This window comes from Corallococcus terminator (assembly GCF_049194865.1).
GTDB classification, from domain to species: domain Bacteria; phylum Myxococcota; class Myxococcia; order Myxococcales; family Myxococcaceae; genus Myxococcus; species Myxococcus terminator_A.
In genome coordinates this window covers 16,632-42,722 of sequence record NZ_JBLZWL010000057.1, presented here as the reverse complement: position 1 = coordinate 42,722, position 26,091 = coordinate 16,632, and the positions used below count along the sequence as shown (strand labels likewise).

The 26,091-nt window shown below is 69.9% G+C and carries 22 protein-coding genes; 12 read left to right on the top strand and 10 right to left on the bottom strand.

The genetic code is table 11. From position 1 onward, the window contains the following. Window positions 1-193 precede the first annotated feature (193 nt). The 3 genes from ACN469_RS18940 to ald all read right to left on the bottom strand — a co-directional run bounded on the left by ACN469_RS18940 (window position 194) and on the right by ald (window position 3,109). Complete coding sequence (locus tag ACN469_RS18940) at window positions 194-1,075, bottom strand: anti-sigma factor family protein (protein WP_498769872.1); 882 nt, start codon at window positions 1,073-1,075, stop codon at window positions 194-196. A 23-nt stretch (window positions 1,076-1,098) separates the two neighbouring features. After that, on the bottom strand, window positions 1,099-1,740 hold the full coding sequence (locus tag ACN469_RS18935; RefSeq protein ID WP_141648079.1) for a sigma-70 family RNA polymerase sigma factor: 642 nt from the start codon (window positions 1,738-1,740) through the stop codon (window positions 1,099-1,101). A gap of 244 nt (window positions 1,741-1,984) precedes the next feature. Continuing rightward, window positions 1,985-3,109 carry an alanine dehydrogenase gene (ald, locus tag ACN469_RS18930; protein ID WP_498769870.1) on the bottom strand — a complete coding sequence of 375 codons (1,125 nt, stop codon included), beginning with the start codon at window positions 3,107-3,109 and terminating at the stop codon, window positions 1,985-1,987. Window positions 3,110-3,310: 201 nt separating this feature from the next. Between ald and ACN469_RS18925 the strand changes: the two genes are divergently transcribed. Next, window positions 3,311-4,612 carry a radical SAM family protein gene (locus ACN469_RS18925; protein ID WP_498769868.1) on the top strand — a complete coding sequence of 434 codons (1,302 nt, stop codon included), beginning with the start codon at window positions 3,311-3,313 and terminating at the stop codon, window positions 4,610-4,612. A 108-nt stretch (window positions 4,613-4,720) separates the two neighbouring features. Here the strand turns inward: ACN469_RS18925 and ACN469_RS18920 are convergent, their stop codons facing one another. Then, on the bottom strand, window positions 4,721-5,587 hold the full coding sequence (locus ACN469_RS18920; RefSeq protein ID WP_498769866.1) for a response regulator: 867 nt from the start codon (window positions 5,585-5,587) through the stop codon (window positions 4,721-4,723). A 170-nt stretch (window positions 5,588-5,757) separates the two neighbouring features. On the opposite strand from ACN469_RS18920, the gene ACN469_RS18915 reads away from it, so the two are divergent. Genes ACN469_RS18915 through ACN469_RS18890 form a run of 6 tightly spaced genes read left to right on the top strand, consistent with a single transcriptional unit; the run spans window position 5,758 to window position 12,998 of the window. Next, on the top strand, window positions 5,758-6,240 hold the full coding sequence (locus tag ACN469_RS18915; protein ID WP_498769864.1) for a chemotaxis protein CheW: 483 nt from the start codon (window positions 5,758-5,760) through the stop codon (window positions 6,238-6,240). After that, window positions 6,237-6,623, top strand: a complete 387-nt coding sequence (locus ACN469_RS18910; protein WP_498769862.1) for a Frizzy aggregation protein FrzB — start codon at window positions 6,237-6,239, stop codon at window positions 6,621-6,623. Before ACN469_RS18915 ends, ACN469_RS18910 begins: the two co-directional genes overlap by 4 nt. Before the next feature lie 5 nt (window positions 6,624-6,628). Then, window positions 6,629-7,876 (top strand): methyl-accepting chemotaxis protein, encoded by a 1,248-nt coding sequence (locus ACN469_RS18905; RefSeq protein WP_498769860.1) that lies wholly within the window; start codon window positions 6,629-6,631, stop codon window positions 7,874-7,876. 39 nt (window positions 7,877-7,915) lie between these two features. After that, entirely contained in the window at window positions 7,916-10,192 is a 2,277-nt protein-coding gene (locus ACN469_RS18900; protein WP_498769858.1) for a hybrid sensor histidine kinase/response regulator, read from the top strand. Window positions 10,193-10,227: 35 nt separating this feature from the next. After that, window positions 10,228-11,226: a chemotaxis protein CheB gene (locus ACN469_RS18895; protein WP_498769856.1), complete on the top strand. Its 999-nt coding sequence runs from the start codon at window positions 10,228-10,230 to the stop codon at window positions 11,224-11,226. Continuing rightward, on the top strand, window positions 11,220-12,998 hold the full coding sequence (locus tag ACN469_RS18890; RefSeq protein WP_498769855.1) for a CheR family methyltransferase: 1,779 nt from the start codon (window positions 11,220-11,222) through the stop codon (window positions 12,996-12,998). The genes ACN469_RS18895 and ACN469_RS18890 overlap by 7 nt, the downstream gene beginning before the upstream one ends. Window positions 12,999-13,010: 12 nt before the next feature. On the opposite strand, the gene ACN469_RS18885 is transcribed toward ACN469_RS18890, so the two are convergent. Next, window positions 13,011-13,331, bottom strand: coding sequence for a polyhydroxyalkanoic acid system family protein (locus ACN469_RS18885; protein WP_498769854.1), 321 nt, complete (start codon window positions 13,329-13,331; stop codon window positions 13,011-13,013). Between the two features lie 104 nt (window positions 13,332-13,435). After that, window positions 13,436-14,902, bottom strand: coding sequence for a deoxyribodipyrimidine photo-lyase (locus ACN469_RS18880; RefSeq protein ID WP_498769852.1), 1,467 nt, complete (start codon window positions 14,900-14,902; stop codon window positions 13,436-13,438). Window positions 14,903-15,094: 192 nt separating this feature from the next. Here ACN469_RS18880 and ACN469_RS18875 point away from each other — a divergent pair, with 192 nt between their 5' ends. Both ACN469_RS18875 and ACN469_RS18870 read left to right on the top strand, forming a co-directional pair. Beyond that, on the top strand, window positions 15,095-16,327 hold the full coding sequence (locus ACN469_RS18875; RefSeq protein ID WP_498769851.1) for a hypothetical protein: 1,233 nt from the start codon (window positions 15,095-15,097) through the stop codon (window positions 16,325-16,327). Window positions 16,328-16,394: 67 nt separating this feature from the next. Next, window positions 16,395-17,543 carry a DUF1015 family protein gene (locus ACN469_RS18870; protein WP_498769849.1) on the top strand — a complete coding sequence of 383 codons (1,149 nt, stop codon included), beginning with the start codon at window positions 16,395-16,397 and terminating at the stop codon, window positions 17,541-17,543. Between the two features lie 79 nt (window positions 17,544-17,622). Here ACN469_RS18870 and ACN469_RS18865 read toward each other — a convergent pair whose 3' ends face one another. The 4 genes from ACN469_RS18865 to ACN469_RS18850 form a co-directional block, all read right to left on the bottom strand. Beyond that, entirely contained in the window at window positions 17,623-20,880 is a 3,258-nt protein-coding gene (locus ACN469_RS18865; protein WP_498769847.1) for a fused MFS/spermidine synthase, read from the bottom strand. A gap of 174 nt (window positions 20,881-21,054) precedes the next feature. Beyond that, window positions 21,055-22,230 (bottom strand): hypothetical protein, encoded by a 1,176-nt coding sequence (locus ACN469_RS18860; protein ID WP_498769845.1) that lies wholly within the window; start codon window positions 22,228-22,230, stop codon window positions 21,055-21,057. Window position 22,231: 1 nt separating this feature from the next. Further along, window positions 22,232-23,068, bottom strand: coding sequence for a hypothetical protein (locus tag ACN469_RS18855; RefSeq protein ID WP_498769843.1), 837 nt, complete (start codon window positions 23,066-23,068; stop codon window positions 22,232-22,234). After that, window positions 23,065-24,012 (bottom strand): ABC transporter ATP-binding protein, encoded by a 948-nt coding sequence (locus ACN469_RS18850; protein ID WP_498769841.1) that lies wholly within the window; start codon window positions 24,010-24,012, stop codon window positions 23,065-23,067. Before ACN469_RS18850 ends, ACN469_RS18855 begins: the two co-directional genes overlap by 4 nt. Window positions 24,013-24,255: 243 nt before the next feature. Between ACN469_RS18850 and ACN469_RS18845 the strand changes: the two genes are divergently transcribed. The 3 genes from ACN469_RS18845 (at window position 24,256) to sglS (ending at window position 26,074) form a co-directional block, all read left to right on the top strand. Continuing rightward, the gene (locus ACN469_RS18845; protein ID WP_498769839.1) at window positions 24,256-24,468 is read left to right on the top strand and encodes a hypothetical protein; all 213 of its coding nucleotides are present in this window, start codon (window positions 24,256-24,258) and stop codon (window positions 24,466-24,468) included. Window positions 24,469-24,532: 64 nt separating this feature from the next. Further along, the gene (gene hemB, locus ACN469_RS18840; RefSeq protein WP_498769837.1) at window positions 24,533-25,501 is read left to right on the top strand and encodes a porphobilinogen synthase; all 969 of its coding nucleotides are present in this window, start codon (window positions 24,533-24,535) and stop codon (window positions 25,499-25,501) included. A gap of 174 nt (window positions 25,502-25,675) precedes the next feature. After that, complete coding sequence (gene sglS, locus ACN469_RS18835) at window positions 25,676-26,074, top strand: type IV pili motility protein SglS (protein ID WP_498769835.1); 399 nt, start codon at window positions 25,676-25,678, stop codon at window positions 26,072-26,074. Window positions 26,075-26,091: the final 17 nt, after the last annotated feature.

The window sequence follows — 26,091 nt, the reverse complement described above, 5'->3', positions numbered from 1 at the left end:
GGGTGCGGCGCGCGCGGCGCCACGAGTGACGGTGGCACGCGAGGAGAGAAGTGCCGTCGAGGCTATCGGCCATGTCAGGGACCGTCAAATGTTCGGGCCGCACGAAAATCCGCCCGCCAAGCAGCCGGGCAGCCGCGATCAGCGCGCTACATGAAGGGCCTCGCCAGCATGCGAGGCACGACGTGTTTCGTGCTCAGGGATACGACGCGGGCTCGGCGGAGACAGCGGGGCGCGAGCGCTGAGGGCGCGGGAGTGTTTGATACGAGTAATTCCCGTCAGCCGACTCCAGCGTGCGCGGCGTGCTCGCCACGGTGGTGCCGTGCTCACGCTCATCCAGCATGCGAAGGATGTCTCGCTCGTCCATGTCGGTGACCATCTCGTAGACGATCTCGTGGTCCCGCCAGGTGACGATGTTGAAGCCCTGCGCGGAGTCCACCTCCACCGCGGGCAGCGCCTGCGGCCTGACGCCGTCCTCGTCGGGGAGGACGAAGACGCCGAGCCGACGCGAGGGCTCGCCTTCGTCGGGGAGCGTCTCGTAGCTGATGTAAGCGACTTCGCGGCCGTTGAGGATGGAGATGCGGCCACCCAGGGGCTTGGCCTTGGGCAGCTGCGGCAGGGCGACGCGCGCGTCCACCTTGCCCTTGAACCAGGTCTCCAGCTGCTCCGGCGCGGACGAGGCGATTTCGAACGGAAGCCCGCGCGAGTGGCGCTTGATGATCTCCTCGCGCGCCCGCCGCTGCCGCTCTCCGGCTTGATACGTGTACCAGCCGCCCGTCACCGTCACGACGACGAGCGCGACGGCGCCCGCGCGCAGCCACACGCCATACTGCGCGCGGCGGTGCTCCTGGTGGAGCCCTCGGGTGATTCCCGCGCGCAGGGAGTCCGGCGCGCGCATCTGCCTCACGGAGTCACGTGCGGCCCTGCGAAGGGCCAACTGCATGTTCCGCTCGTCCTCCACGCGCCCCCGACAAGCGGCGCATGTGGCGAGGTGGGATTCGAGGTCGACCCGCTCCTCCGGCTGAAATTCGCCGTCGAGATACGGGTACAGAAGCCGTTCGAGTTCCTGGCAGGTCATGGGCGCGCGGTAGGAACCTGTTTCTACCCCGTCTTCTTCCTTTGACGATACTCTTCGAGGTTCGCCGGAGTGTCGGTCCCCTCACCTTCGTGTCGGAAGACACCCTGGCCCACCGCGTATTCGCGCAGCGTCTTCTGCAAGAGCTTGCGCCCGCGGAACAGGCGGCTCATCACCGTGCCGACGGGGCACTCGAGGATCTCGGCGATCTCCTTGTAGGAGAACTCCTGCAGGTCCGCGAGGATGACCACCAGTCGGAAGTCGATGGGCAGCGAGTCGATGGCGCGCAGCACGTCGTCCGACAGGAGCCTGTCGAAGAAGTACTGCTCCGGGTTGGCCGCGAAGTCCGTCGCGTCCCGGCTGACGAAGCGCTCGTGGACCGCCTCGCGCTCCACGCCCTCCACCACCGTGCGCTCCTTCACCTTCCGCCGGTAGCGGTTGATGAACGTGTTCGTGAGGATCTTGAAGAGCCAGGCCTTGATGTTGGTGCCCCGCTCGAACTTGTCGAAGAACCGGTAGGCCCTCATGCAGGTGTCCTGCACCAGGTCCTCTGCATCTCGCTCGTTCTTCGTCAGGCGCAGGGCCGCCGAGTACAGCGGGTCCAGGTGGGCCAGCGCCAGTTCCTCGAATTCCTGCTTCGTCCGGTTGGGTTGTCTGAAATCCAACATGTCCCGCCTTCCAAAGGCCCGAAACAATTGGGGAATGAGTTATCGCCTGCCCCTCAATGTATGCACGGGAACAGAACTCGCAACAACGGCTTCCCAGTCACACCCGCCCGTCCGGTCGCTTCGGGTACGGCAGACTCCCGACGGGGTACTTTATTCCCCACTTTCAATAACGAAAGGGAGACGGGATGTCGCCATCCGCGTCTCCCCTCCGGGTGAGTCCTCGGCTGTCAGGCCGCTCTGCGAGCTACTTGCCGCTGAGCGCGTCCAGGATGGGGCGGTAGTCGTACCCCAGGTCCTTGGCGACGGCCTCGTAGGTGACGTGGCCGTTGTAGGTGTTCATCGCACGGGCCAGGGCGCGGTCGGACTTCACGGCCTCCACCAGGCCCATGTCGGCGATCTTCCGCGAGTAGGGGCGGGTGGTGTTGGTGAGGGCGTACGTGGACGTCTGGGGCACGGCGCCGGGCATGTTGGCGACGCAGTAGTGGACGACGCCGTGCACGACGAACGTGGGGTTGTCGTGGGTGGTGGGCTTGCACGTTTCAATGCAGCCGCCCTGGTCCACCGCGACGTCGACGACGACGGAGCCCGGGGTCATCTCCGCGATGAGGGCCTCGGAGACGAGCTTGGGGGCCTTGCCGCCGGGGATGAGCACCGCGCCGACGACGAGGTCCGCCTCGCGCACGGACTGGGCGATGGACTCCGTGTCGGAGGCCAGCACGCTGACGCGGCCGAGGAACACGTCGTCCAGGTAGGTGAGGCGCTCCAGGTTGACGTCGAGGATGGTGACCTCGGCGCCCATGCCCACCGCCACCTTGGCGGCGCAGAGGCCGACGACGCCACCACCGATGACGGTGACGCGGCCGCGGCGCACGCCGGGCACGCCGCCCAGCAGGATGCCCTTGCCGCCGTGGGCCTTCTCCAGCGAGGCCGCGCCCACCTGGATGGCCATCTTCCCGGCCACTTCGCTCATCGGCTTGAGCAGGGGCAGGCTGCCGTCATCCAACTGCAGCGTCTCGTACGCGACGGCCGCCGCCTTCTTCTTCACCAGCGTCTTCGTCAGCTCCGGGTCCACGCCGGCCAGATGGAAGTAGGTGTAGATGATCTGCCCGGGCTGGATGCGCTCGTACTCCGGCGCGATGGGCTCCTTGACCTTGACGATCATCTCCGCGCGCTTCCACACCTCGTCCGCGCTGGCGACGAGCTGCGCGCCGACGCGCTGGTACTCCGAGTCGGGGATGCCCGAGCCGACGCCGGCGTTCGTTTCGACCAACACCGTGTGGCCCGCGCTCGTGAGCGCGCGCACGCCCGCAGGCACCATGCCGACGCGGTACTCACGGGTTTTGATCTCTTTGGGAACTCCGACGATCACGACTGCCTCCAAAAGGGACTGAAAAAAGCGCGCGGACCCTAACGAGGCCCCCTGAGGGAATCAAGGCGTCCGCCCAAGCAGGACACATGTCACCGGTGAGCCCTTGTTACCTCGGAGGAATGACGCGCGGCGTTGGATGCAACGCGTCTCATCGCGCTTCGACGTCGAAAGAGGAGGGGGGCCAGTGGTAGTTAGCGTCGCATGACGTCCGCGCCCAAGCTGCTGTTCGCCGACCCCAAGGGGAAGGTGATGGAGCATCCCTACCTGCTGGCCACGCTGCGCAGCGGCGAGGAACTCGTTCCTCCGCAGGACAAGCCCATCCCCCTGCCGTCCGCCGGGCGGCTGGTCCACCTGCCGGGCAGGCTGCCGGTGGGGCAGGACCCCAGGACAGGGGAGCTGGAGCTGGTGCGGGAGATGAAAGTCGGCGGCAAGACGTTCATCCCCAACGCGGTGGGCGCGCTGCTGCCGCCGGGCTACACGCGGACGTTCCTGCCGGGCGAGGTGAAGGGCAACGGGCCGGTGCTGCCGCAGTGGGCCTATACGGCGGCGGCGTGGGGGAAGGACGGGCCGGTGGCGTGGGCCATCCACACGGACCGCCGCTCGCATTGGGACCCGGAGCGCTACTCCACGCCGGACATGAAGGCGCTGGTGGACAAGCACCTGGCGCGCTTCCCGGACAACCGCGTGCTCAAGCAGCTCAAGACGTGCGCGATGTTGTACCGGTGCTTCACGTCGCAGAACACCTTCTATGTCCGCGACGAGGCGGCCATCCCCGCGTCCGTCATGTGCAACGCGCGCTGCGTGGGCTGCATCTCCGACCAGCCGGCGGGCGGGCCGCCCGCGTCTCACGAGCGGATGGATGACGGGCCCACCGCCGAGGAGATGGGCGCCATTGGCCTGTTCCACCTGGAGAACGCGCAGGGCCGCACCATGGTGAGCTTTGGTCAGGGCTGCGAGGGCGAGCCGCTCACGCGCTGGAAGCAGATCGCCGAGTCCATCCGCTACATGCGCGCGCGCACGGACAAGGGCTCCATCAACATCAACACCAACGCGAGCCTCACGCGGGGCCTGGAGGCCCTGCTCGACGCGGGGCTGGACGCGGTGCGCGTGTCGCTCAACGCCGCGTCGAAGGGGCTCTACGAGGCGTACTACAAGCCGGTGAAGTACGGCTGGGAGGACGTGGAGGCGTCGATTGCGCTCGCGCGTGAGCGCGGCGCGTACCTGGCGCTCAACCTGCTCCTGTTCCCCGGCGTCACGGACCGCGAGGGCGAGGTGCGGGCCCTGGAGCGGCTGGTGAAGAAGTACCAGGTGGATCAGGTGCAGACGCGCTCGCTGGCCATCGACCCGCTCCAGTACCTGGATGCGGCGCGCGACGTGGGCGCGGGCGGAGAGCCGGTGGGCATCCGCGAGCTGCTCCAGCGCATGAAGGCGGCGCGGCCGGGGCTCATCATCGGCAACTTCGCGCGCGGGCTGGAAGAGCGGGAGAACGCCGCGGGGCGGTGAGCCTCGGGGCCCGTCGAGCAGCGGGGCGGGCCACTTGGGGGCCGGCCCGCGCGTGCTCCGAGACGTGTATCGATACGAGGCGCTGGGGCCCGGAGGCCCTCGCGGCGCCTATTCGCCGCCAGGCGGCATCAGCTCCTTGGCGACCAGGTTCCCCATGACGGCGTCCTTGGGGATGTAGCCGTCGGCGCCCGCCTCGCGGCAGATGCGCTGGAGCTCCTCGACGTTCTCGCCGGAGCACAAGAGCACCTTGATGCCCTTGAAGAGGCTGTTGCTCTTGATGAAGCGGCAGAACTGCTCGCCGTTCACGTTGGGCATCCGCACGTCCAGCAGCACCAGGTCCGGACGCGTCTGCTTCTTGAGGATGATCTTCGTGGCCTTGTCGGCGGTGTCCGCGACATGGACCTCGAAGCCCTTGCCCACCAGGTCCGCCTCGATGATGCGGGCGGTCATCTCACTGTCGTCGACAATCAGGATGCGCGGCTTGCGGCCAGCGGTGGTGGGGGCTGCCTTGAGCCCCGTCGAGGCGACAGGGGCGGGCGCCGGGGTGGCCTGGGGTGATTCTGACGCCGGTGCGGCCGAGGGAGAGGGGACGGCGGAGGGGACACCCAGGGCGGGAGCCCCGATGAGTCCCATCACTCCGCCCAGCACGCCCTCCAGGCCACCACTCTTGAGGATGTAGCCGTCCGCGCCGGACGCCTTCGTCTTGCCGGCCAGCTCCGCTTCCGAGATATCGGAGTAGAGGACCAGCTTCGCGGTGACTTTCTTCTGAACCCGCAGATATTCGACGACATCGTCGCCGAACATCTCCGGCATGTTCACGTCCATGAGGATGAGCGCGAACGGCCCCTCGGTGAGCTTCCGCTCGAGGCTGGCCAGGTCCTGGGCCCCGCTCGCCTGGTAGCCAGCGGCGGTGAGGGCCCGAACGGTGAGCTCCACCAGCATCGGGCTGTCATCAATGACCAGTACGCGCGACATCGTCCTCCTCAAAGGATTCAGGGTGCAACCCTACACCTTTGGTTCAGCGCGGACCATCGAAACGGCGAGCGGCCGGCCTCCATGCGACCTCCTCTTGACCGGTTTTCGTCCCCTCCGGATACTCCGCCGTCTTGACCACGACCTCGACTCCCCTGCAGCGAGCACTCCGGATGGCTCCGGACCGTGCCGTGGCCGCACAGGCCCGGCCGGAGCAGGAGTTCTTCTGCTTCCGGGTGGGAGACCTGCGCTTCGGGGTGCCCAGCGAGAACGTCCTCGAGGTGTTCCGCGCCGGGCTGCTCACCCCCTTGCCCAGGACTCCTTCCTTCATCATGGGCGTCACCGGCCATCGCGGTGAGGTCCTCCCCGTCGTCGACCTGCTGCGCTTCCTCTCGAAGGGAGAGGCGCGCATCGGTCCCCGCACGCGCCTGTTCATCGGCGTCACGGGCAGCATCGTCGCGGGCGTCGTCGCCGACACGGTGCTGGGCCTGCGCCGCATCCCCGTCTCCGAAATCCTCCCGCCGCCGCTCGGAGGAGACTCCGCCGCCGAGCACCTCCTGGGCGTGGTGCAGGGCAGCTCCACCCAGGACAGCATCAACCTCCTCAACTTCCACAAGCTGCTGCAGACGGCCCGGCAGCGGGCGGTGGCTCGATGAACGACGACGTGGTCGTGGAGGAGAAGGTCGAAGAGGTGGACATCCTCTTCTTCGAGATTGGCAGTAGGACTTTCGGCACGGACGCGTCGCAGGTGCTTCGCATCGACCGCTCGTTGCCGGAGGACATCACCCTGCCGGAGCTGGGGCGCCTCTCCCGAGGCCACCGCGCGATCGTGTTCGACACCCCGGCGGGAGAGGGCCACCTGAAGGTGGACACCGTCCGGGGCGTGCGCCCCATCCCCGTGACGCAGCTTCGCCGCATGCCCCCCGCCGCGGGCGCGGCCCCTTATGCCGTCGGTGTGTGCCTGGAAGAAGCCCGCACCGTTTTGCTGATTGACCTGGTGGAGACCGCCAGGACCCAAGATTCTCAAGGAAGGCACTGACCTCAATGTCCCTGGACACCCCCAACGAGAAGCCCGCGTCCAAGGCCCGCTCCGCGCGCAAGGCCCCCGCCAACAAGGCGAGTGCCGCCGCGCCGCCGGCGCCCCTCAAGGCCTTCACCGACACCCTGCTGACGGTGCTGGCCGGCAACCTCCAGGCCCGCATCCCCAAGGAACTGGTCGGCGTGGGCGGCGAGGAGCTGGCCCACCTGCTCAACCAGGTGCTGGACAACTACGCCAGCTCCGAGCACCGCAAGCACGTGGCGGCGCAGGAGATCGATCAGGCGCTCGACGCGCTCATCAGCCTGGTGCGCGAAGGCGACCTGTCCCGGTGGAACACCACCACCGAGGACCCCCAGCTCGGGCCCCTGCTGGAGGGCTTCGGCAAGGTCATTGAAACGCTGCGCACCTTCGTGCGGGAGATCAACGAGGCGGCGCTGCGGCTGTCCTCGTCCGCCAACCAGGTGCTGGCGGCGTCCACCCAGCACGAGACGTCCTCCACGGAGCAGGCGGCGGCCATCCACGAGACGACCGCCACCATGGAGGAGCTGAAGCACGCCTCCGCGCAGATCGCCGAGAACGCCGGCAGCGTGGCGCGCGTGGCGGAAGAGACGCTCGGCGCGGCGCGCGCGGGCCGTGGCGCCATTGGCGAGTTCATCCAGGCCATGCAGCAGATCCGCAGCGACGGCGTCGCCGTGGCGGACTCCATCGCGAAGCTGTCCAAGCGCGTGGAGCGCATCGGCACGGTGGTGGAGGTCATCGATGAGATCGCCGACCGCTCCGACCTGCTCGCGCTGAACGCGGCGCTGGAAGGCAGCCGCGCGGGTGAGGCGGGCAAGGGCTTCTCCATCGTCGCGGCGGAGATGCGCCGGCTGGCGGAGAACGTCCTGGACTCCACCAAGGAGATCAAGAACCTCATCACGGAGATCCGCGAGGCCACCGCGGCCGCCGCGGGCGCCGCCGAAGCGTCCAAGTCCGCCACCGAGTCCGGTGAGAAGCTGGGCGCCGTCGCGGCCCAGGCCGTGGAAGGCATCCTCGCCGGCGTGCAGGAGACGAGCGACGCGGCCCGCGTCATCAACCTCGCCACCCAGCAGCAGCGCACGGCCACCGAGCAGGTGGTGGCGTCCATGGCGGAGATCGAGGATGTGACGCGTCAGACGACCCAGGCGTCGAAGCAGGCGACGGGGGCGGCGGCGGAGCTCACTCAGCTGGCCGCGCGGCTGGCGGAGCTCATCAAGCGCTTCAAGGCCGACTAGCTCTTTTGGGAATTGGAGGGTGCGCAGCGCTCACCGCCCATGGATACCGAGGCACTCAAGAAATCCCTCCTGAAGAAGTTCCAGGAGGTCACAGCCGACCGCCTCCAGAAGATCCAACTGGGCGTGTTGGACCTGGAGAAGGAGACCGCGGACCAGGCCGCGGACGACGTCGCGCGCGAGCTGCACACGATGAAGGGAGAGGCCCGCATGCTGGGCCTCGCCGCCATCGGGCAGCTGGCGCACGCGGCGGAGGACGTCCTGCGCGCCGAGCGCGAGGGACGCACGGCCACGGAGATCGCCACGGACGTCATGCTCCGTGCCTGCGACGTCCTGTCCGACCTCATCGAGGACCTGTCCGGTGCGAACACCGGCACGTCCGCGAGCGAGGACATCGTGCGCGCCATGGCGGATGTCTCCGGTCAGGCCGCGCCCGTCATTCATGGCGCGAAGCCCAAGCCGCCTCCTGCGGTGGCGGCGCCCGTTGTCGCCGCGCCGCCCCCCGTGGCCGCCGCCCCCGTGGCGGCTCCTCGGCCGGCGCCCGTGGAGGCTCCGGCGGTGGCGCACCCTCCGGCCCGTGGTGGGGAGGAGGATGCTCCGAGCGCGGCGAAGTCGGCCATCGCCGACCGCACGATTCGGGTGAACGTGGAGGTGCTGGACTCGCTGGGCCTGCTCGCGGGTGACCTGCTGGTGGAGAGCGCCCGGGGTCGGCTGCGCAGCTCGGAGACGGAGGCGCTGTTCGAGCGCTTCAGCCGCCTGGGAGACCGCTTCCTGCGGCTGGCCGAGCAGGTGGAGATCCCCAACGAGGTGCGCACGGTGTTGGACCGCGTGGAGAGCGACCTCCACATGCTGCGCGACGATGCGTTCCGCTTCGTGCGGCGCAACGACGACGGCATCAACACGCTGCACGGCAACCTGTCGAAGATGGCGGACCACGTGGCCGAGGCCCGGCTGGTGCCGCTGTCCACGGTGTTCGACGCCTTCCCGCGCGCGGTGCGGGACATGGCGCGCACGCAGACGAAGGAAGTGGACCTGCTCATCGAGAACGCCGACATCGGCGTGGACCGGTCCATGCTGGCCGACGTGCGCGACGCGCTGGTGCACCTCTTGCGCAACGCGGTGGACCATGGCCTGGAGTCGCCGGACACGCGCCAGCAGCTCGGCAAGCCGCTCACCGGCCGCGTCCGCATCCGCGTCCGCGTGGATGGCGACATGCTCCACATCGAGGTGGAGGACGACGGGCGCGGCATCGACCCGGAGCGCCTGCGCCAGGTCGCCGTCAACAAGCGCCTCATCAACGCGGTGCAGGCCGCCGCGCTGTCGGAGCGCGAGGCCATCGAGCTCATCTTCCGTCCCGGCTTCTCCACCCGCGAGCAGGTCAGCGAGCTGTCTGGCCGCGGCGTCGGCATGGACGTGGTGAAGCGCAAGGTGGAGACGCTCGGCGGTTCAGTGGGCGTCAACAGCCGCATCGGCCGTGGCACCACCATCACCCTGCGGCTGCCGCAGTCGCTCGCGTTGATGAAGGTGCTGCTGGTGCGCCTGGGCGACGACGTCTACGGCATGCCCGCCGCCGACGTCGAGGCGGTGATGCGCGTCAAGCCGGATGACCGGCTGGAGATCTTCGGCACCCTCGCCGTGCGGCACCGGGGCAAGCCCACCGCGCTCGTGGCGCTGGGGCCGCTGCTGGGCCTCAACGGTGGCAACCGCTTCGACCGTCCGCCGGCCGTCGTCGTCCGTCACGGCGAGGACCACGCGGCCCTCGTGGTGGACGGCTTCGTGGACGAGCGCGAGGTCGCCGTGAAGCCCTGCGGTGGAGAGTTCCTCAAGGGCGCGCCCTTCATCGCCGGCACCGCCGCGCTGGAGGACGGCCGCATCGCCGTGCTGCTGCACGTGCCCGACATCATGACGGAGGTGCGTCGCATGGCGCGGCCCGTCACCCAGGCGCCGGCGGCCAAGCGGCTCCGGGTGCTGCTCGTGGACGACTCCCCCATTGCACGTGCGACGGAGGGCGCGCTCGTCAAGGCGCTGGGCCACATGGTGGAGGAGGCCCAGGACGGCGAGGAGGCCTACGTCAAGGTGCAGAACAACACCTACGACCTCATCCTCACCGACGTGCAGATGCCGAAGATGGACGGCTTCTCGCTCGCGCGGCGGCTGAAGTCGACGCCGGCCGTGGCGCGCATCCCCGTCATCATCCTGTCGTCGCTCGCCTCACCCGAGGACAAGCGGCGCGGCCTGGACGCGGGCGCGGATGCCTATCTCGTCAAGGGAGAGCTGGGCGTGGAAGTGCTCGCGCAGGCAATCGACCGGCTGACCTGAGGAGCCACGTTTTGGGCGGCACGGCTGCGGCGGGGATGGCATTCAGGGTGCTCATGGTGGGCAAGGGGCTGCGCGCGCTCGCGGCCCGGGGCCTGTTCGACGGCGAGTCGCTCGTCCCGGTGGGGCCCGCCGAAATCGACTTCCCCGGCGCGCTCGTCGCCGTGCAGCGCCACTTCCCGGACGTGGTGCTGGTGGACCTGACGGGCATCGAGGCCCTGGAGGCCATCGACGACGTCATGGTGGGCCGGCCCGTGCCCGTGCTGGCGCTGCACCCCGGCGCGCTGTCCGGCCAGGACGCGTTCCAGGCCATGGCCCTGGGCGCACTGGACGTGGTGGAGCGCCCGGCCGTCCCCGGGGCCGACTTCTGGGCCCACGTCGCGCGCAAGCTGGTGCTGCTGGCCCAGGTGAAGGCCGTGCGCCAGACGCGCTCCGTCACCCGGGGCCCCAAGGAGGAGCTGCCCCCGCCGCCCTTTCCCCTGGTGGCCATCGCCGCGTCCCTGGGCGGTCCGAAGGCGGTTGCACAGGTACTGCGGAAGATTCCACGAGACTTTCCCGCGCCCATCGCCTACTGCCAACACATCAGCGAGGGTTTCACAGAGGGCCTCGCGCACTGGCTGACGATGGAGACGGCGCTGGGAGTGACGGAGGCGGAGCACGGCATGGTGATGGTGCCGGGGACGGTCTACATCGCACCGTCGGGCAGTCACCTGTTGGTGAGACCCGAGGGCAGGCTGGAGCTGGACTCAGGGCCCGCTCTTCGGGGGTTCCGGCCCTCGTGTGACATGTTGCTCACTTCGGCGGCGGAGGCCTTCGGCCCGAGGTGCGTCGGGGTCATCCTGACGGGAATGGGGCGCGATGGTGCGCGGGGGATGAAGGAGATCCGGGAGCGGGGAGGGCGGACCATCGCTCAGGATGAAGGGACGTCCGCGGTATGGGGCATGCCTCGCGAGGCGGTGCTGCTCGGGGCGGCGCAGGAAGTGCTGCCGCTGGAGCGCATTGGCCCCACGTTGGTGCAGTGGGTGGAAGCGTGCTGAATGTGAGCAACAAAGTGCTTCAGCAGCTCGCGGCGCTCCTCCTGGAGCGCGCGGGGCTGAAGATCACCCCGGATGGGTTCCACAGCTTGCGGCTGGCCTTGTCCACCCGCATGCCCGTGCTGGGCGTGGAGGAGCCGGAGCGCTACGTCCAGCGCCTGGCGGGCGCCGGGGGCGAGGAGGAGCTGCGCTCGCTCTTGCCGCTGGTGACGGTGGGGCACACGGAGTTCTTCCGCGACGGCAAGCAGTTCCGCGCGCTGGAGAAGAGCGTGCTGCCAGACCTGCTGGCGCGCGCGCGACGGGAGATGCGCAAGGTGTCCGTCTGGTCCGCCGGCTGCGCCACGGGTGAGGAGCCCTACAGCGTGGCCATGGTGCTGGCGGAGCTGGGCGCGCTGTCCTCCGAAGTGGACCTGTGGGCCACGGACCTGAACCTGGCCGCGGTGGAGGCCGCCCGGCAGGGGCGCTTCTCCCTGCGCCGCAGCATCAGCATCCAGCAGGAGCGGCTGGCCCGGTTCTTCCGTCCCGTCGAGGAGGGCTTCGAGGCGCTGCCCGCGCTGCGCGAGTACATCCGCTTCGACGGGCAGAACCTGGCCGTGCCCGTCTTCGACAAGGTGGCCCTGAACTCGCTGGACCTCATCCTCTGCCGCAACGTCATCATCTACTTCGACCTGCCCACCATCCGCGGGCTGATGGACCGCTTCCTCAGCGCGCTGCGGCCCGGCGGACTGCTCTTCCTCGGGTACTCGGAGAGCCTCTTCAAGGTCTATGACCGCTTCGAGATGATCGAAGTGGATGGCGCCTTCGTGTACCGGCGCCCGCCGAGCGACAAGGGCTACCGCCCTCCGCCCCTGCGCATCCATCCGTACCCCGGCACCGCCGAGCAGGCCCAGCGCGCTCCGGAGCCGGAGCCGTTCTCTCCCGCCGTGTACGCACGCCCTCCCGTGGAAGGGGCCTTCGGCGCCCGTCCTCGCGGGGCCTCGTCGGACGCGTTCTCCTCCCGGGGACCCGGTTCGCTCACCGGCTCATTCCCCGCCGTGGGACCGCTGCCCGCCGCCTCGCCCGTGCCCGGAGCGTCGACGTCCTCGACGACGCGAATCAACGACCTGGGCCGCCCGCGCATCACGGTGGAGCTGCCCGCGGTGGGCACCTCGGACGCCTCGCGCACCCGGCCCACGTTGGAGATTCCGGCGGTGTCCGCGCCCGCGCGCACCGTCACCGGAGAGCTGCCGGTGCCCTCCGCGTGGCCCAAGCTGCTGCCTCCCGCGGAGCGGCTGGCCATGGCCGTGAGGAAGATGACGCTGGGGGATTTCCCCGCCGCCATCTCCGGCGTGCAGCGGCTGCTGGTGGACGAGCCGAGTGACTTGGACGCGCTGTTGACGCTGGGCAACCTCTTCTCTCTCACCGGGCGCATCCCCGAGGCGCGAGAGGCCTTCGCCCAGGCCATCCAGCGCGAGCCGCTGTGCGTGGAGGCCCGCGTGTTCGGCGGCGTGGCGGCGCTGCAGGCCGGGGAGCTGAAGGAGGCGCGCTCCGAGCTGGGCAAGGCGCTGTTCCTGGAGCCCACGCTGGCCATCGGCCACTACCTGATGGCCCAGGTGCAGGAGCGCAGTCACGACTCCGAGGCCGCGCGTCGCAGCTACCGCAACGCGATTGCCCAGCTCCGCTTCCCGCAGCGCACGCTGGCGGGGCACTACCCGGAGATGCCGGACTCGGCGGAGGCCATCTCCCGCGCGGCGCGCTACGCCCTCGCCGCGCTGGAAGAACAGCCTCCGCACTGACGGCCGGCGCCCTTAATCCAGGGTGCTCTTCACCTGGTCCAGCGACTTGCTCGGGTCCAGCACGGAGCCGAACTTCTTCTGGAGGTAGGACTTGGCCTGGCCGCGCAGCAGCATGCCGGGGTCCGTGCCCTCGCCCTCGACGGCCTTGTCGGTGATCTTGAAGGACGCGTCCAACTGGATGCCCATCACCTTGCCGATGATCTTGGCGCCCTCGCCCTGCCAGTCCGCCTTCACTCCGTACTTGCTTCCCCAGTACTGAAGAAGCTGCTCTACGCGCTTCTTCACCTCGTCCTTCGGAAGGGAGTGGGGAATATCGAACTTCATCATGCCCATGGCACGGCTCCTGGCGTCGTTGTCCCACCCTTGCGTTTAGTGGCGGTGGGACGAGAAGGGAACCGCCGTGTCACTTTTGGAGGCGCGGATGTCAACAGCCTTGCTCACGGCGCTGGCACTCTCCGCGGGCGCTTGAGCTTCACCGGCGGGTCTCCAGGGCGTCCCCAGCGCGCCATGTACGGCGCCAGGTCGTACTTCTCCGCGGTGCGCGGCGAGCTCATGGGCCGCACCTTCCCCAGCACCTTGCGCTCCTGGAAGGGCCTGTCATGCAGCCCCAGGACCCACATGAAGTTGGCCACGCTCGCGGGATCTCTTCCGTCCACCGCGTACTTGTCGTTGAGCTGGGAGATGCGCTGCAGGCCCTCGTCCGGCGTGCGGCTCCACTCCAATAGCTTCTTGCCCCACAGCATGCGCAGGTAGTTGTGGATGCGGCCCCGCTCCATCAGCTCGCGCTGGGCCGCGTTCCACAGGCCGTCCCCGGTGCGCGCGTGCTCCAGTTGCTCCAGTGAGTACAGGTGCTCGCGCGCGTCCTTCTGATGCGTGGACAGTGTCTCGCGCGCCCAGCCGGGCAGCGACTCCACGGAGAGCTGCTTCGCCTCCGGGGTGTGGAAGCAGAAGTTGAAGCCCAGCTCGCGCCGTACCAGCAGCTCCTCCAGGAAGTTGCGCACGTTCGGGTCGTCGGTGCCGCGCGCGCGGATGACGGCGCGGGCCGCCTCGCCCGGGAAGAGGTTGCCCCAGTGGAAGAAGGGGGAAAGGCCGGACTGGTGCGAGCGGCCCGGGTCATTGCGCCCGTCCTCGTAGCCCTCCAGCTTCTCGTGCAGGAAGGCCTCGAGCGCCTTGAGGCCCGCCTTGCGACCTCCGCGCTCCGCGAGCGGTGTCACCGCGTGGTCGATGCGGAAGCTCGCCAGGGACTGCCGGGCCTCACGCGCGTCGGCCAGGTCGAAGTCCGGTGACAGCTTGCGTCCGGCCGCGGCGGCCTTGATGGGGCGCGAGCGCAGGATGCGGCCCAGGTACTCCGGCCACAGCTTCTGGAGCTTCGGACGCAGGGTGTAAGCGCCGGCCTGGAGGGTGGGGATGCGCTGCATGGGCACCACGCAGGACGCATCCACCGCGAACAGCGGTACGTGGAGCGCCTTGGCCGCGCCGCGCAGGTGCCCGGGGATGATGTACGTGGGGAAGTAGTCCGCCACCACGGCGGCGGCGCGCTTGCCCAGCTCCGCCAGTCGAGGTGCGTGCTCTCGCTTGTCGCGCGGCAGCTCCAACCAGTAGGGCATCCCGCGCGACGCGAAGGCCGACGTCAGGTCCGCCATGCCCTCCAGCGCCCACGCGTGGAGCCGGTCCGAGGCGTGGGGATAGTCCGGCCGCAGCGCGTGATACACGACGACGGGCAGGTTCAGGTGGTTGCCCAGGGCGATGGCCGTGTCGAGCGCGTGGTTCTCCTCGGCCCGATGGTTCACCATGCACCAGTACAAGACGAAGTCGCGACCGGAGTCAGGGAGGGGGACGTCCTTGATGACGTGGATGCGCGCGGAGTCGACGTCGAGCTCGGACCACGAAAACCCGTTGGGCATGATGCGCAGGGATGCCTGAGTGCTTTCCGCGTCGCACGAGAATTCAAGCACGTGCGGAGGAATGCCGTGCTCGTGACGCTTCGTCACTCCCAGGACGCTTCCGTCGTGGCGAGTGGGCCCGGGGGCATGCAAAAAACACCACGGCGGCGTGGGTTGTGGTCTTGTGGCGGACGGACCCAAGGAGTTGCTTGCGTGTCACCTCTGAGAAACTGGATCTGCCTCCCCGCCGTCCTCGCGCTCGTGCTCGCTTCTCCCGAGGCCGCGCGTGCGCAGACGGGCTCCTCGTACCCGTACGGCGAGCCGTCCCAGGCGCAGCCCTCATCCCCCGCGCAGGAGGCCGCGCCCTCGCAGCCAGCGTCTCCTTCGTATCAGGATCAACAGCCCGGGGACTCCCAGGGACAGCCCGGCTACGGACAGCCCATCTCCGCGCAGCAAGAGCAGGCCGCGCCGCCCGTTGAGGGCAATGTTTCCACGCGGGACGCGCCGCTGGCCGCGGAGCCGGACTCGTCGCGCACCTCGCCCCTGGCGCCGGTGACGCAGGACGGCCTGCGCCCCTCCCTGGAGCCGGCGTCGACAGCGTCCCTTCAGCCCGACTACGTGGACAGTGGCGCCGTGCTGGACGGCCGCCAGCGCCTGGGGCCCTTCCTGTCCGGGCCGGGCAGCTTCAAGTTCATCGCCCACCACACCACGCTCGGCGCGCTGGGTGGCTTCTTCACGCAGGCGTTCGCCAATGACTTCAGCTTCGACCAGAGCTCGCGCGAGGCGATGCTGGCCGGCACGCTGATTGGCGCGGGCCTGGGCTTCGGTGCCTCGGCGTGGTGGCAGTTCAACAATTGGGTGGACCGGCCGATGTCGACTTTTGGCATGGGCAACTCCGTGGTGGGCGGCATGTTCATGGCCGGCTTCATGGACCTCTTCACCCAGGACGCGGGTGTGCTGACCTGGTCCGCGTTCCTCGGGGCGGAGCTGGGCGCGTGGCTCACCGCGGGGCTCGGCGGTGGACAGCTGCCGCTGAACGACGGCCTGCTGATGGCCTCCGGCGCGGGCTGGGGCGCGGCCTATGCGGCGCTGCTGATGGCCGTCATCCACTTCTCCGGCACGGACATCTCCTCGAAGACGTGGCGGGACGCGCTGCTCCTGGCGCCCGGCATCGGCGCGGGCGCGCTGGCGTTGGCCACCATGCGGTATGACCCGACGCCGTCGCAGATCATCCGGGCGGACCTCTTCGGCGCGGGCGTGGGCGGTGCGGTGCTCCTCATCTCCGGCCTGGTGCTGGGCGGGTTCGACCAGTCCACGCCGTATGTGCTGTCCTTCCTCGGCTCGGCTGGCGCCATCACCACGGTGAGCTTGCTGTGGGAGGAGAGCGTGGACCGCTCGGCCTTGAAGTCCGCGAAGGACCGGCCGTACCGCAACGTCTGGTGGTAGACGGGCCCCCAGGCGGGCGAGCGGGTGCCGTGGCAACGCGGGAGGGCAGACATCACCTTCTGTCGACATGGCACGCGTCCATCCTTTCACGGCCCTGCTGACCCCGCTGGCTCGGACCCTCGAGCCCAGCGGCTACGTGCCGCGCGGCAACGCGGTGCCCCAGCCTTCCCACGTCCGGCCCCTCCTGGAGGCCGCCAACCCATCAGCGGAGCTGCGCCGTCAGCGCGAATCCGGCGTCCTGCTGAGGGACGCTCGGCCCGCGCTGTACCTGGTGGAGGTCCACAGCCAGGCGGGCAAGCTGGGCGGCCCCCCGGTGCGCTACCTGCTGTGCGCGCTGCGCCAGGACGCGGGGACTCCGCTGGAGCATGACCCGTATCGCCCCCGCTCCTGGGAGGCCGAGCCCGCCGTCACCCTCACCGCGGATGACCATGGCGTGTTCCGGGGGCTGCTCGCCGAGGCGGCCGAGCGCTCCAGCCTCGTCTGGGAGGGTGACTACGACGGCCGGATGCTCGCGCTGCGCCGCATCGAACCGTCCCCGGTGTCCAAGCGCATCCAGGCCGTGCTGGACGAGGCGCCCATGCGCCCGCTCACCGCGCTGTCCGAGAACGGGCCGACGCTGGCCGCCGTGGTGCCCTTGTCGGATCCAGGCCTGGAGCTGCTGCCCATCCACCGCGCGCTCAAGGGCGTGGCGACCTTCAAGGAAGAGACGTTCCTCACCCTCGTGACGGCGTACGCGCGCGTGTACGAGCTGGATGAGCCGCTCGATACGCCCCGGGGAATGGTGGCCGCGCGCGAGCGACTGGCGACGCTGATCTCCGGCCACCACGCCGTGCTGCTGGTGCTGCCCGGGGGACGGGGGCGCATCCTCCGGTTCCGTCAGGGGTTGGACCTGGCCCACTTGAAGGGCGCGCCTCGCAACCCGACGCTGCGCAGCCTGGACCTGGCGCTGCTCAACGCGCTGGTGCTGCGGACGGTGCTGGGCATCCAGGACCCCGAGGCGGCGGGGCATCCCCACGTCTTCCCGGTGCAGGGGATGGAGTCGCTGGTGAAGGGGGTGGAGTCGGGGACGTTCCAGGTGGGCTTCGCGCTCAATCCGCCTCCCGTCTGGGAGATCCGCGCGGTGATGGAGGCGCAGGCCACCTTGCCCTCGGGGACGCTGCGCGTGGACCCGCTGCCTCCCGCCGGCCTCTTGTTCCTCGACACCGAAGCGCAGTGACAGCCCACCGCGCCGACAGCGCGCCCAGGAGGACCTTCCTGGACGCGTTCCCGGCGCGGGGTGACTCAGGCCCGTGGGCTCACGGGGCGGACTCGCCCGCCTGCGGAGGGGCGGGCGTCGTGGACGGCGCGGGCTCCGCGGGAGCCGCGGCCCCCGGAAGCTGAACGGTGTCGAGCATGAACACCGTGGGGGCCTGGGCGAGCAGCCGCTCCAGGTCCGCCGCGGCCACCGCCGCCAGCGGGTGACCGTGGTGCTCGTAGCAGCGACGCCGGTCATTCAACTGCCGGCTGTCCCAGACCGTCACCGGCTCGATGGGCGCGAGCACCTCGACGCACAGGCCCATCCAGTCCACCACCTGCGCCAGGTCCAGGCGGGTCTCCTCGCGGGCCACCGTCAGGGACTCCGCCGCGAAGGGCCTGGCGAGGAGATTGATGAACCGCTTGCCCAGCGCCTTGTCGGAGCGAGCGATGGGGACGAGCTGCGGAAGGATGGCGGACGTGATCTCCTGCGCCGACCAAGGATTGTCTCGCAGGGCGATGAAGCCGCGCTCGAACAGGGCGGTGGCCTCTTCCAACCGTTTTTGACGAACGCGCAGCAGTCCCTCCAAAAGGTCCGCCTCCACGGGCAAGGTCGTCCTCATGGGGCCGGTGTACTTCAGTGCCTCTTCGTCACCCGAGTTGGCGAGGACCCAGGCAATGGCCAACTGTTCGCGAGGGCCTCGTGGCTCCCAGCGCGCCTGCTGCCAACGCGCGCGTGCGACGGGAAGCTGGCCTCGGATGTACGCGTCGATGAAGGGCGCAAGGTTCTTCACGGGGGCACTGCTGGACTCGGCGCGGGAGAGCGGGGTGCCGTTCCATGCGCGGTGCTGCGCCACGCGGTCCCAGTCCACCTCGCCGGCGACCTGGGGGCGACCCGTTCCCAGATTCTGCGTCGTCGTCCAGATGGAGCTCATCGAGAAGCCCGCCTCCCGCCCCAGGCTGCGCGCGAAGGCGAACTCCATGAACGACACGTCGTCCGTGTTGATGAGGGACTGGCTCTCCTCCGCCACGCGCGCGGTGAAGGCCGGAGTGGCCACGAAGCGCGCGAGCACGCCTTCGACCTCGTCCGTGCGCCAGGTGGCGCGCAGCGCGGTGCGATAGGGCTCCTCGGCGATGCGGGCACGCATCCGCGCGATGTCGTGCACCAGCGGCTTGCGGGTCGCCACGAGGAGCAGGTCGCCGGAGTGCACCTGCCACGTCTCCACGGCCTCGAACTCCGAGGCCAGCGTCGCATAGGCGCTCTGCACCGTGAGCGCGTCCACCTCGTAGGCCTGGAGCCACTGCACGAAGATGCCGCCCTCGGCGAGGCGCTCCTTCACCGCCTGATAGAAGTCCCGGGTGAAGAGGCTGGAGATGCCCGCGCGATAGGGGTTGGAGGGCTCCGAGAAGATGATGTCGTAGCGCTGCCGCGTGGTGAGCAGCACCTCGCGCGCGTCGGCGATGAAGTGGTGGACCTTCGGGTTGTCCATCACGTTCGCGTTGACCGCGTGGCAGCGCCGGGCGACCTCGAGGATGGCGGGTTCAATCTCCACCGCGTCCACCCGCTCCATGTGGGGAATGGCGCCCAGCCAGCCCGCCGTGCTGCCCGTGCCCAGGCCGATGACGAGCGAGTTCTTCGCGTCCGTGTGCAGCAGGGCGCCGAGCAATCCGCTCATCACCTGGGTGGGGGCGTCGCCAATGGTGTTTCCGTCCACCTTGCCATTGACGATGAAGGACAGGCCGTTGCTGGAGCTGAGCGCGACGCTGCTCTCGACGCCGTCCTTCTCCCAGACGATGCCGCGGGCCTTGGTGCGCATCCACGCGTCAATGTGATTGATGGTCGGGTTGCTCAGGCCGGAGCGACCCGCGCCGACGCTGCCGTGTCGCCACGCCGCCGAAGGACCCTGGGCGGACAGCATCAGCAGCGCGAGCGCGGCCACGGAGACGGGCACCCACATGGCGGCCCGGAGTCGCTCGACGCGAAACGAGAGCGCGACCGAGGCGAGGCCCAGCACGGCGAGGATGCCGGCGACGAGCTGCCACGTCACCGGCGCCGTCAGGAGGGGAATCACGCCGAAGCCACCCGCGAGCGAGCCCACGATGGAGCCCACCGTGTTCCAGGCGTAGACCTGGCCCACCTGCTTGCCGACGTCGTGGCTCCCCTTGCCGACGAGCGCCAGGAGCAGCGGGAACTGGATGCCGGAGATGAACGCGGCGGGCAGGATGACCACCGCCGCCACCAGCGCCCAGCCCATCATCATCCCTGCGAAGCCGATGCCGCCCAGCGGGCGCAGCAGCGCCGCGACGACGGCCAGCCGATCTCCCAGCGCGAAGGGCAGGGCGATGAACAGCGCCTCCGCCGCGCAGGTGAGGGCGAACCCGGACAGCGTGGCGGGACGGTGACGGAAGACGATGGAGTAGGCCGCGCCGCCCAGGCCGATGCCCAGCAGCGCCATCGCGAGGATGAGGCCGAAGGTGAACGTCGTCCCGCCGAGAATCGGGCCGAGCATGCGGTACCACACCAACTCCATCAGCAGGAACGCGAAGCCCACCAGCATCGCGGCCACGAGCGCGAACCTGGGCGAGTGGCGCGCGGCGGAGAGGGGCACCGAGAGCGGCGCGGCGGGGCTGGCGGCCACGGGGGCGGCGACCTCCGTCGACGGGGTCTCCAGCTTCGGCTGCGGCGAGCCCTCGGCGGGCTCCATCGACCGGCTCACGCTGCGCGCGGTGATGGCGACGGCGGCGTTGAGGAGACAGGCGATCCACAGGGTGGTGCGGTTGCCGTAGACCTCCAGCAGGAAGAAGGTGGAGAGCGTGGCGCCCGTGACGGCGCCGAGCGTGTTCACCCCATAGAGGACGGCGAGGTGGCGGCGGGCCGGGTCGTCATCCGACTGCACCGCGCGCGCGGCGGCGGGCAGGGTGCCGCCCATCAGCACCGTGGGCACCGCGAGCACGAGCGCGGAGAGGATCAGCCGGACCACCGTGCCACCGGCGAAGCCGAGGATGGTGGTGCCACCGACGCCGATGTACACGGCGCGCGCCAGCTCGACGAGGAAGGGGCTCAGGGCCGCGGTGGCGGCGATGAGCAGCTCCAGGTTGGCGTAGAAGTTCAGGGGACGCGGCTGCCGGTCCGCGCGGGCGCCCAGGAGGACACCACCCAGGCCCAGGCCCGCCATGAAGATGGCCAGGACGGCCGCCGACGCCGCCGTGCTGGCGCCGAAGATGAGACGAAACTCTCGCAGCCACACCGTCTGGTAGACAAGGGCGCACAGCCCCGAGCCGAACAGCAGCGGGGCCACCCTCGACACACGCGAAATCATCAAGCCGTTCTCTCGTCGGACTGGGCTGCCTCGAGAAGTGAGGCAGGCCGGGCGCGGCGAAGTCTCGCAGAGATCGCCGCGCCTTGGCCACAGTACGCGCCCCCTCGTTCGCTCGGAGGGCATCCGCTCGGTGGCTCCGGGGCCGAAGGGGGCTCGCCGCTGGACGACGTCCGGCTACCGCACGGGCACCGGGGCCTGCTCGACCCCTGGCTCCTCGGGTGCTTCCTCGGAGGGGAGGGCGTCCTCGGTGTCCTGTCGATCCTCGCGGCAGATGGCCAGGCGCTCCCGGATGACTTCCAGGGGAACGGCCATCTCCAGCGTGAAGGAGTCACCGTCGGGCTTCACCTTGGCGAAGTCGAGCAGCTTGGCCAGGTCCTTGTCCTCGCCGGCCTGGGCCTTGATTCGCGCGAGCGACAGCGCGGCGCCCAGGGACTTGCCCAGGTCCGTCACGTCGTCGGCGCTGGGGCCGCGCACCTCCGCCACCAGCGCCACGTCCGAGCTGGCGTCCATGTGCAGCTCCACGTTCTTCGCCACGTCGCGCAGCCGCTGGGCCAGCGCGGCCTGCTCCGGGGGGAGCAGTCGGGAGATCATCTCCACCGACAGCACGCCATACATCTCGCCATACGTGCTGCTCTCGGAGATGGCCGGGGGCTCGTCCGGACCGCGTCCCTCCACGCGGTCGATGGCGGCCTTCACCTCGTCCGGCGACTTGCCCACCACGAGCAACTGGTTGTTCCACGTCGCTATCGCCGAGCTGTCCCGCCGCTTCACGGTGGTGCCATCCGGGCGCGTCACGCTGTTCTCACCCGCTTCGTACACCCGGGCGCCCTGGCCGTAGTCCGCGGACACGCGCTCGCCCAGCAGCTCCTTGAACCGCGCGTTCTCGAAGTTGCCCGACAGCATCATCCCGTCGTCCGTGATGACCAGCCGGTCCAGGTCCTGGAGGGGATCCACGCCGCTCTTCTCGCGGAACTTCGCCAGCTGCTTGCCTCCGTCCCGCATCAGGCAGTCCATCAGCAGCCCGCCGATGGGCGAGTGCCTCAGCGCGTTCGCCTCGATGATGATCGCCGTCTTGCCCTCACCGCGAGGCAGGGCGGCGAGGAGCGGGTCTCTGGGGCGAGGCCGCTCGGCCACCGTGCCGGAGTCCGCCGACTCGGGCGCCGGGAGCACCTGCGTCCTGCGGCGCTCCGCGCGCTCGCGGTCCGTCGAGCGCATCCGTCGCGGGAAGTCCACTTCGAGCGGCGGAGGCGCGGCCTCCTCTCCCTGACCCGCGAACATCAGCACGGCCGCCGCGACGAACAGCAGCGCCGCCATCACCAACCACACCCGCCGCTTCTGGCGCTTCTCCATGTCAGTAATCCTTTCCCTCGAACCGCCAGAACCCCACCACGAGCGCTCCCAGCCCGAACACGAACACACCCACGAGCAGTGTCCCCAGCGAGCGCACTTCCAGGGGCAGGGACGCGGCGATGTCTCCCGCGGCCTCCGCCAGCGCCGACAGGCGCGGCAGCACCAGCGTCACCGCTTCGAACAGGCTCCGGCTGACGCCCTCCTCGAAGGCCTTCGCGATATCCTGCCGGTGCCCGGCGATGATACCGCCCACGAGCACCGCGAAGCCCGCCGCCGCGCACAGCGCCGCGCTGCGCACCAGCGTCGCCGTGGTCAGCATCACCGCGTACACCGCGGCGAACCCCACGCAGGCCATCAGCCCCGCCACCAGCGGGCCCACCGTCCAGTACCCCGTCTTCACGCCGAAGATGAGCACCAGCCCCGTGGTGCCGTAGAGCGTCCCGCCCAGGGCCAGCGTCATCACCCCGAGGAACGTCCCCGCCAGCAGGTGCCAGCGCTGAATGGGCAGCGCGAGCAGGTGTTCGATTCGCCCCGGCGACATCAACGACGGCGCGAAGTCCGAGCACGAGACGATTCCGAACAGGATGCCGCCGTAGAACACGATGAACGCCGCCGCCTGGTACACGGGCCGCAGCGCCACGTCGACGGACTGGATGGTCGCGCGGACCTCCTGGCCGAACAGGCGCGAGGCCGCGAGCGCGCCGTCGATGACGTCGATGCGCATGCCCAGCGCCACCACCGCCAGCACCAGGGTGAGGCCGATCATGAAGGCCATGATGAACTTGCGGGACGCCGCTTCCCTCAACACGTACCCCGCGATACCGAGCACCGGACTCATGCCGCCACCTCCGCCGCCCGCATCGCCTGGGCGCTCACCGTCCCCAGCAACACCGCCTCCAGATCCATCCCGTCGCGCCGCAGCTCCACCAGCAACGCCCCCGCCGCTCGCGCCCGATCCAACGCCGCGTTGAGCGCCGTCGCGTCCGGCGCCTCGACGTGGAACACGCCGTCCGCACGGCCTGGCACGAAGCCCGCGCTCCCCAGCGCCTCCACGCTCACCCCCGCCGCGAAGCGCGCCACCCACCGGGACTCGCCGCGCACCAGGTCCTCCAGCCGGCCCTCGCGCACCACCTGCCCGTCGGCGAGGATGGCCACCCGATCACACACCCGCTCCGTCTCCGCCAACAGGTGCGAGTTCAAGAAGAGCGTCGTGCCCCGCCGCACCTCCTCCTGGAGGATGCGACGGACCTCCATGCGGCCCATCGGGTCGATTCCGTCCGTGGGCTCGTCCAGCACCAGCAGGTCCGGCTTCCCGACGAGCGCCGCCGCCAGCCCCAGCCGCTGCCGCATCCCCTTGGAGTACCCACCAATCTTCCGGCCCACGGCATCCGCGAGGCCCACGCGCTCCAGCAGGCTCAGGTGTCCGGCGGCGTCGGGTGGCAGGCCCTTGAGCCGGCCCACCGTGGCGAGGAACGCGGTGGGCGTCCACGAGCCCGGCAGGTGGAGGCGCTCGGGCAGGTAGCCGATGCGCGCGCGGATGCGGGCGTCCTCGGGGGAGCCGCCCAGGACGCGCACGGTGCCCTCCGTCGGCTGGACGATGCCGAGGATGCTCTTGATGAAAGTCGTCTTGCCGGCGCCGTTGGGGCCGATGAGCCCGAAGGCACTTCCTTGGGGAACCGACAGGTTCATGCCCCGGAGGGCGAGGGTCCCCGTCTTCCGGAAGGCGCGGTTGTACGTCTTGCGCAGGTTCGTCACTTCGATGGCGGGTGTGCTGGCTGTCACGGTTGCCACTGTAGACGAGCGGGGTGGACAGCGATTGCTTCCGGGCGGACGGTCGGGAAGGGCGACCGAGCGGTCGCACATCGAGCATTCCCGCGACGGCCTTTTCGCGGCCCTGGGAAATGTGTTTCGCACGCCTGCTGTCCCTGCCGCGCCGCGATACCCCGTTGTTTCGCCCTCTTGCGGTGCGGACGCGGGTGGTCCGTCGCATGCAGTCCCCCGCCGCCACACCCCAAGCCGGGAGAAATGATGACGTACGGAGAGCGCGTCGAGCAGCAGCGTGAGGAAGCCCGTCGGGAGCTGGCGGCCGCCGAGCAGGACCTGGTCGCGGGGACCGAGGCGGCGCGGGTGCGCTACGCGAGGGCGCTGCACGAGGCGGACATCGCGGAGGTGCGGGCCCAGCGCCACGCCCGGGAGCACCTGCGCCATCAGCACAGCTGGCGGTTCGCCGCAGGGTGAGCGGCCGGGCGGCCACACGGAAACGATGAAGGCCGGGCGTCGCCGGTTTATATCGGCGTCCACCATGGCCCATCCCGTCCATCGCCCCCGCCGCCTGCGCCGTTCGCCCGTCCTGCGTGAGATGGTCCGCGAGACGCGCCTGGACCCGGGGGACTTCATCTACCCCCTCTTCGTCGTGGAAGGCCGGGACGTGCGCCGTCCCATCGCTTCCATGCCGGGCATCTTCAACCTGTCGCTGGAGCACGCCGTCGCCGAGGCCCGCCACGCGAAGTCGCTGGGCGTGCCCTCCGTCATCCTCTTCGGCATCCCCGACCACAAGGATGCCCAGGGCTCCCAGGCCTACGCGCGCGACGGCATCGTCCAGCGCGCCATCCGTGAAATCAAAGCCGCCGAGCCCGACCTCCAGGTCATCGCCGACGTGTGCCTGTGCGAGTTCACCGACCACGGCCACTGCGGCGTGCTGGAGGGCGGCCACGTCGTCAACGACGCCACGCTGCCGTTGCTCGCGCAGATGGCCGTCACCTGCGCCCAGGCCGGCGCGGACATCATCGCGCCCTCGGACATGATGGACGGCCGGGTGGGCGCCATCCGCCGCGCCCTGGACGAGGTCCGCCTGACGGACATCCCCATCCTCTCCTACGCGGCCAAGTACGCCTCCGGCTACTACGGCCCCTTCCGCGAGGCAGCCCAGAGCGCGCCCAGGTCCGGCGACCGCAAGGGCTACCAGATGGACCCGGGCAACGTGCGCGAGGCCCTGCGAGAGGTCGCGCTGGACGTGGAGGAGGGCGCCGACATGATCATGGTGAAGCCCGCGCTGGCCTACCTGGACGTCATCCGCGCGGTGCGCGAGCGCTTCGACCTGCCGCTGGCCGCCTACAACGTCTCCGGCGAGTACGCGATGCTCAAGGCCGCCGGGCAGAACGGCTGGATTGACTACGAGCGCGTCATGCTGGAGACGCTCACCGGCATCAAACGTGCCGGCGCGGACCTCATCATCACCTACCACGCGCTGGAAGCCGCGAAGCTCCTGTAGGCAACACCCGCCAGCCCCGCGTGCGGGTTGCCGCTTGATCCGCCGCGGGTGTTGCGTCCAAATAGCTCGCGCACGATGCCCACCAAGAAGAAGCGTCCCAGACGCAAGTCGGAGAAGCCCCCGCCGCGACGCAGGCGCGGTTCGGCTCAGCGCCCCGGCTCCGGGCGCTCCCCCGTGGTTCGTACCTCCGTATCGTTGCAGTACAAAGTGGTCGAGCTGTCCACGGTGGACGAGGGAGCGCTGGAGCGCACCCTGAACGAGTGGACGGCGAAGGGCTGGAACCTGGACGGCGTGCAGTTCGCGATGCGCGAGTCCTCCAAGCGGCCAGCCATGGCGTTCCTCTTCTTCACGCGTGAGGGTGTGGCGGCGGAGCCCGACGTGGAGTCGGCGCGCTCGAAGCTCTTGCGGCTGTCCGAGTCGGGACCGACGGCGGCGGGGAATGCCTGGGCGCCCGGCTCGGGTTCCCAGGCTCCGTTCCATCCGTTGAGCGCGCATGAGCGGCTGGCGCGGCTGGCGGGACTGGATGAGCCGGAGCCGCACGAGGAGGGTCTCACCTTGGAGCCGGAGGAGTGAGCGCGCAACGCGAGCGG

Bases quoted from the DNA above. Each gene is read 5' to 3' on its own strand.
- ACN469_RS18940 (WP_498769872.1), bottom strand. From the start codon at position 1,075: ATGACCTGCCAGGAACTCGAACGGCTTCTGTACCCGTATCTCGACGGC.
- ACN469_RS18935 (WP_141648079.1), bottom strand. From the start codon at position 1,740: ATGTTGGATTTCAGACAACCCAACCGGACGAAGCAGGAATTCGAGGAA.
- ACN469_RS18925 (WP_498769868.1), top strand. From the start codon at position 3,311: ATGACGTCCGCGCCCAAGCTGCTGTTCGCCGACCCCAAGGGGAAGGTG.
- ACN469_RS18920 (WP_498769866.1), bottom strand. From the start codon at position 5,587: ATGTCGCGCGTACTGGTCATTGATGACAGCCCGATGCTGGTGGAGCTC.
- ACN469_RS18915 (WP_498769864.1), top strand. From the start codon at position 5,758: ATGGCTCCGGACCGTGCCGTGGCCGCACAGGCCCGGCCGGAGCAGGAG.
- ACN469_RS18910 (WP_498769862.1), top strand. From the start codon at position 6,237: ATGAACGACGACGTGGTCGTGGAGGAGAAGGTCGAAGAGGTGGACATC.
- ACN469_RS18905 (WP_498769860.1), top strand. From the start codon at position 6,629: ATGTCCCTGGACACCCCCAACGAGAAGCCCGCGTCCAAGGCCCGCTCC.
- ACN469_RS18900 (WP_498769858.1), top strand. From the start codon at position 7,916: ATGGATACCGAGGCACTCAAGAAATCCCTCCTGAAGAAGTTCCAGGAG.
- ACN469_RS18895 (WP_498769856.1), top strand. From the start codon at position 10,228: ATGGCATTCAGGGTGCTCATGGTGGGCAAGGGGCTGCGCGCGCTCGCG.
- ACN469_RS18885 (WP_498769854.1), bottom strand. From the start codon at position 13,331: ATGGGCATGATGAAGTTCGATATTCCCCACTCCCTTCCGAAGGACGAG.
- ACN469_RS18880 (WP_498769852.1), bottom strand. From the start codon at position 14,902: ATGCCCAACGGGTTTTCGTGGTCCGAGCTCGACGTCGACTCCGCGCGC.
- ACN469_RS18870 (WP_498769849.1), top strand. From the start codon at position 16,395: ATGGCACGCGTCCATCCTTTCACGGCCCTGCTGACCCCGCTGGCTCGG.
- ACN469_RS18865 (WP_498769847.1), bottom strand. From the start codon at position 20,880: ATGATTTCGCGTGTGTCGAGGGTGGCCCCGCTGCTGTTCGGCTCGGGG.
- ACN469_RS18860 (WP_498769845.1), bottom strand. From the start codon at position 22,230: ATGGAGAAGCGCCAGAAGCGGCGGGTGTGGTTGGTGATGGCGGCGCTG.
- ACN469_RS18855 (WP_498769843.1), bottom strand. From the start codon at position 23,068: ATGAGTCCGGTGCTCGGTATCGCGGGGTACGTGTTGAGGGAAGCGGCG.
- ACN469_RS18845 (WP_498769839.1), top strand. From the start codon at position 24,256: ATGATGACGTACGGAGAGCGCGTCGAGCAGCAGCGTGAGGAAGCCCGT.
- hemB (WP_498769837.1), top strand. From the start codon at position 24,533: ATGGCCCATCCCGTCCATCGCCCCCGCCGCCTGCGCCGTTCGCCCGTC.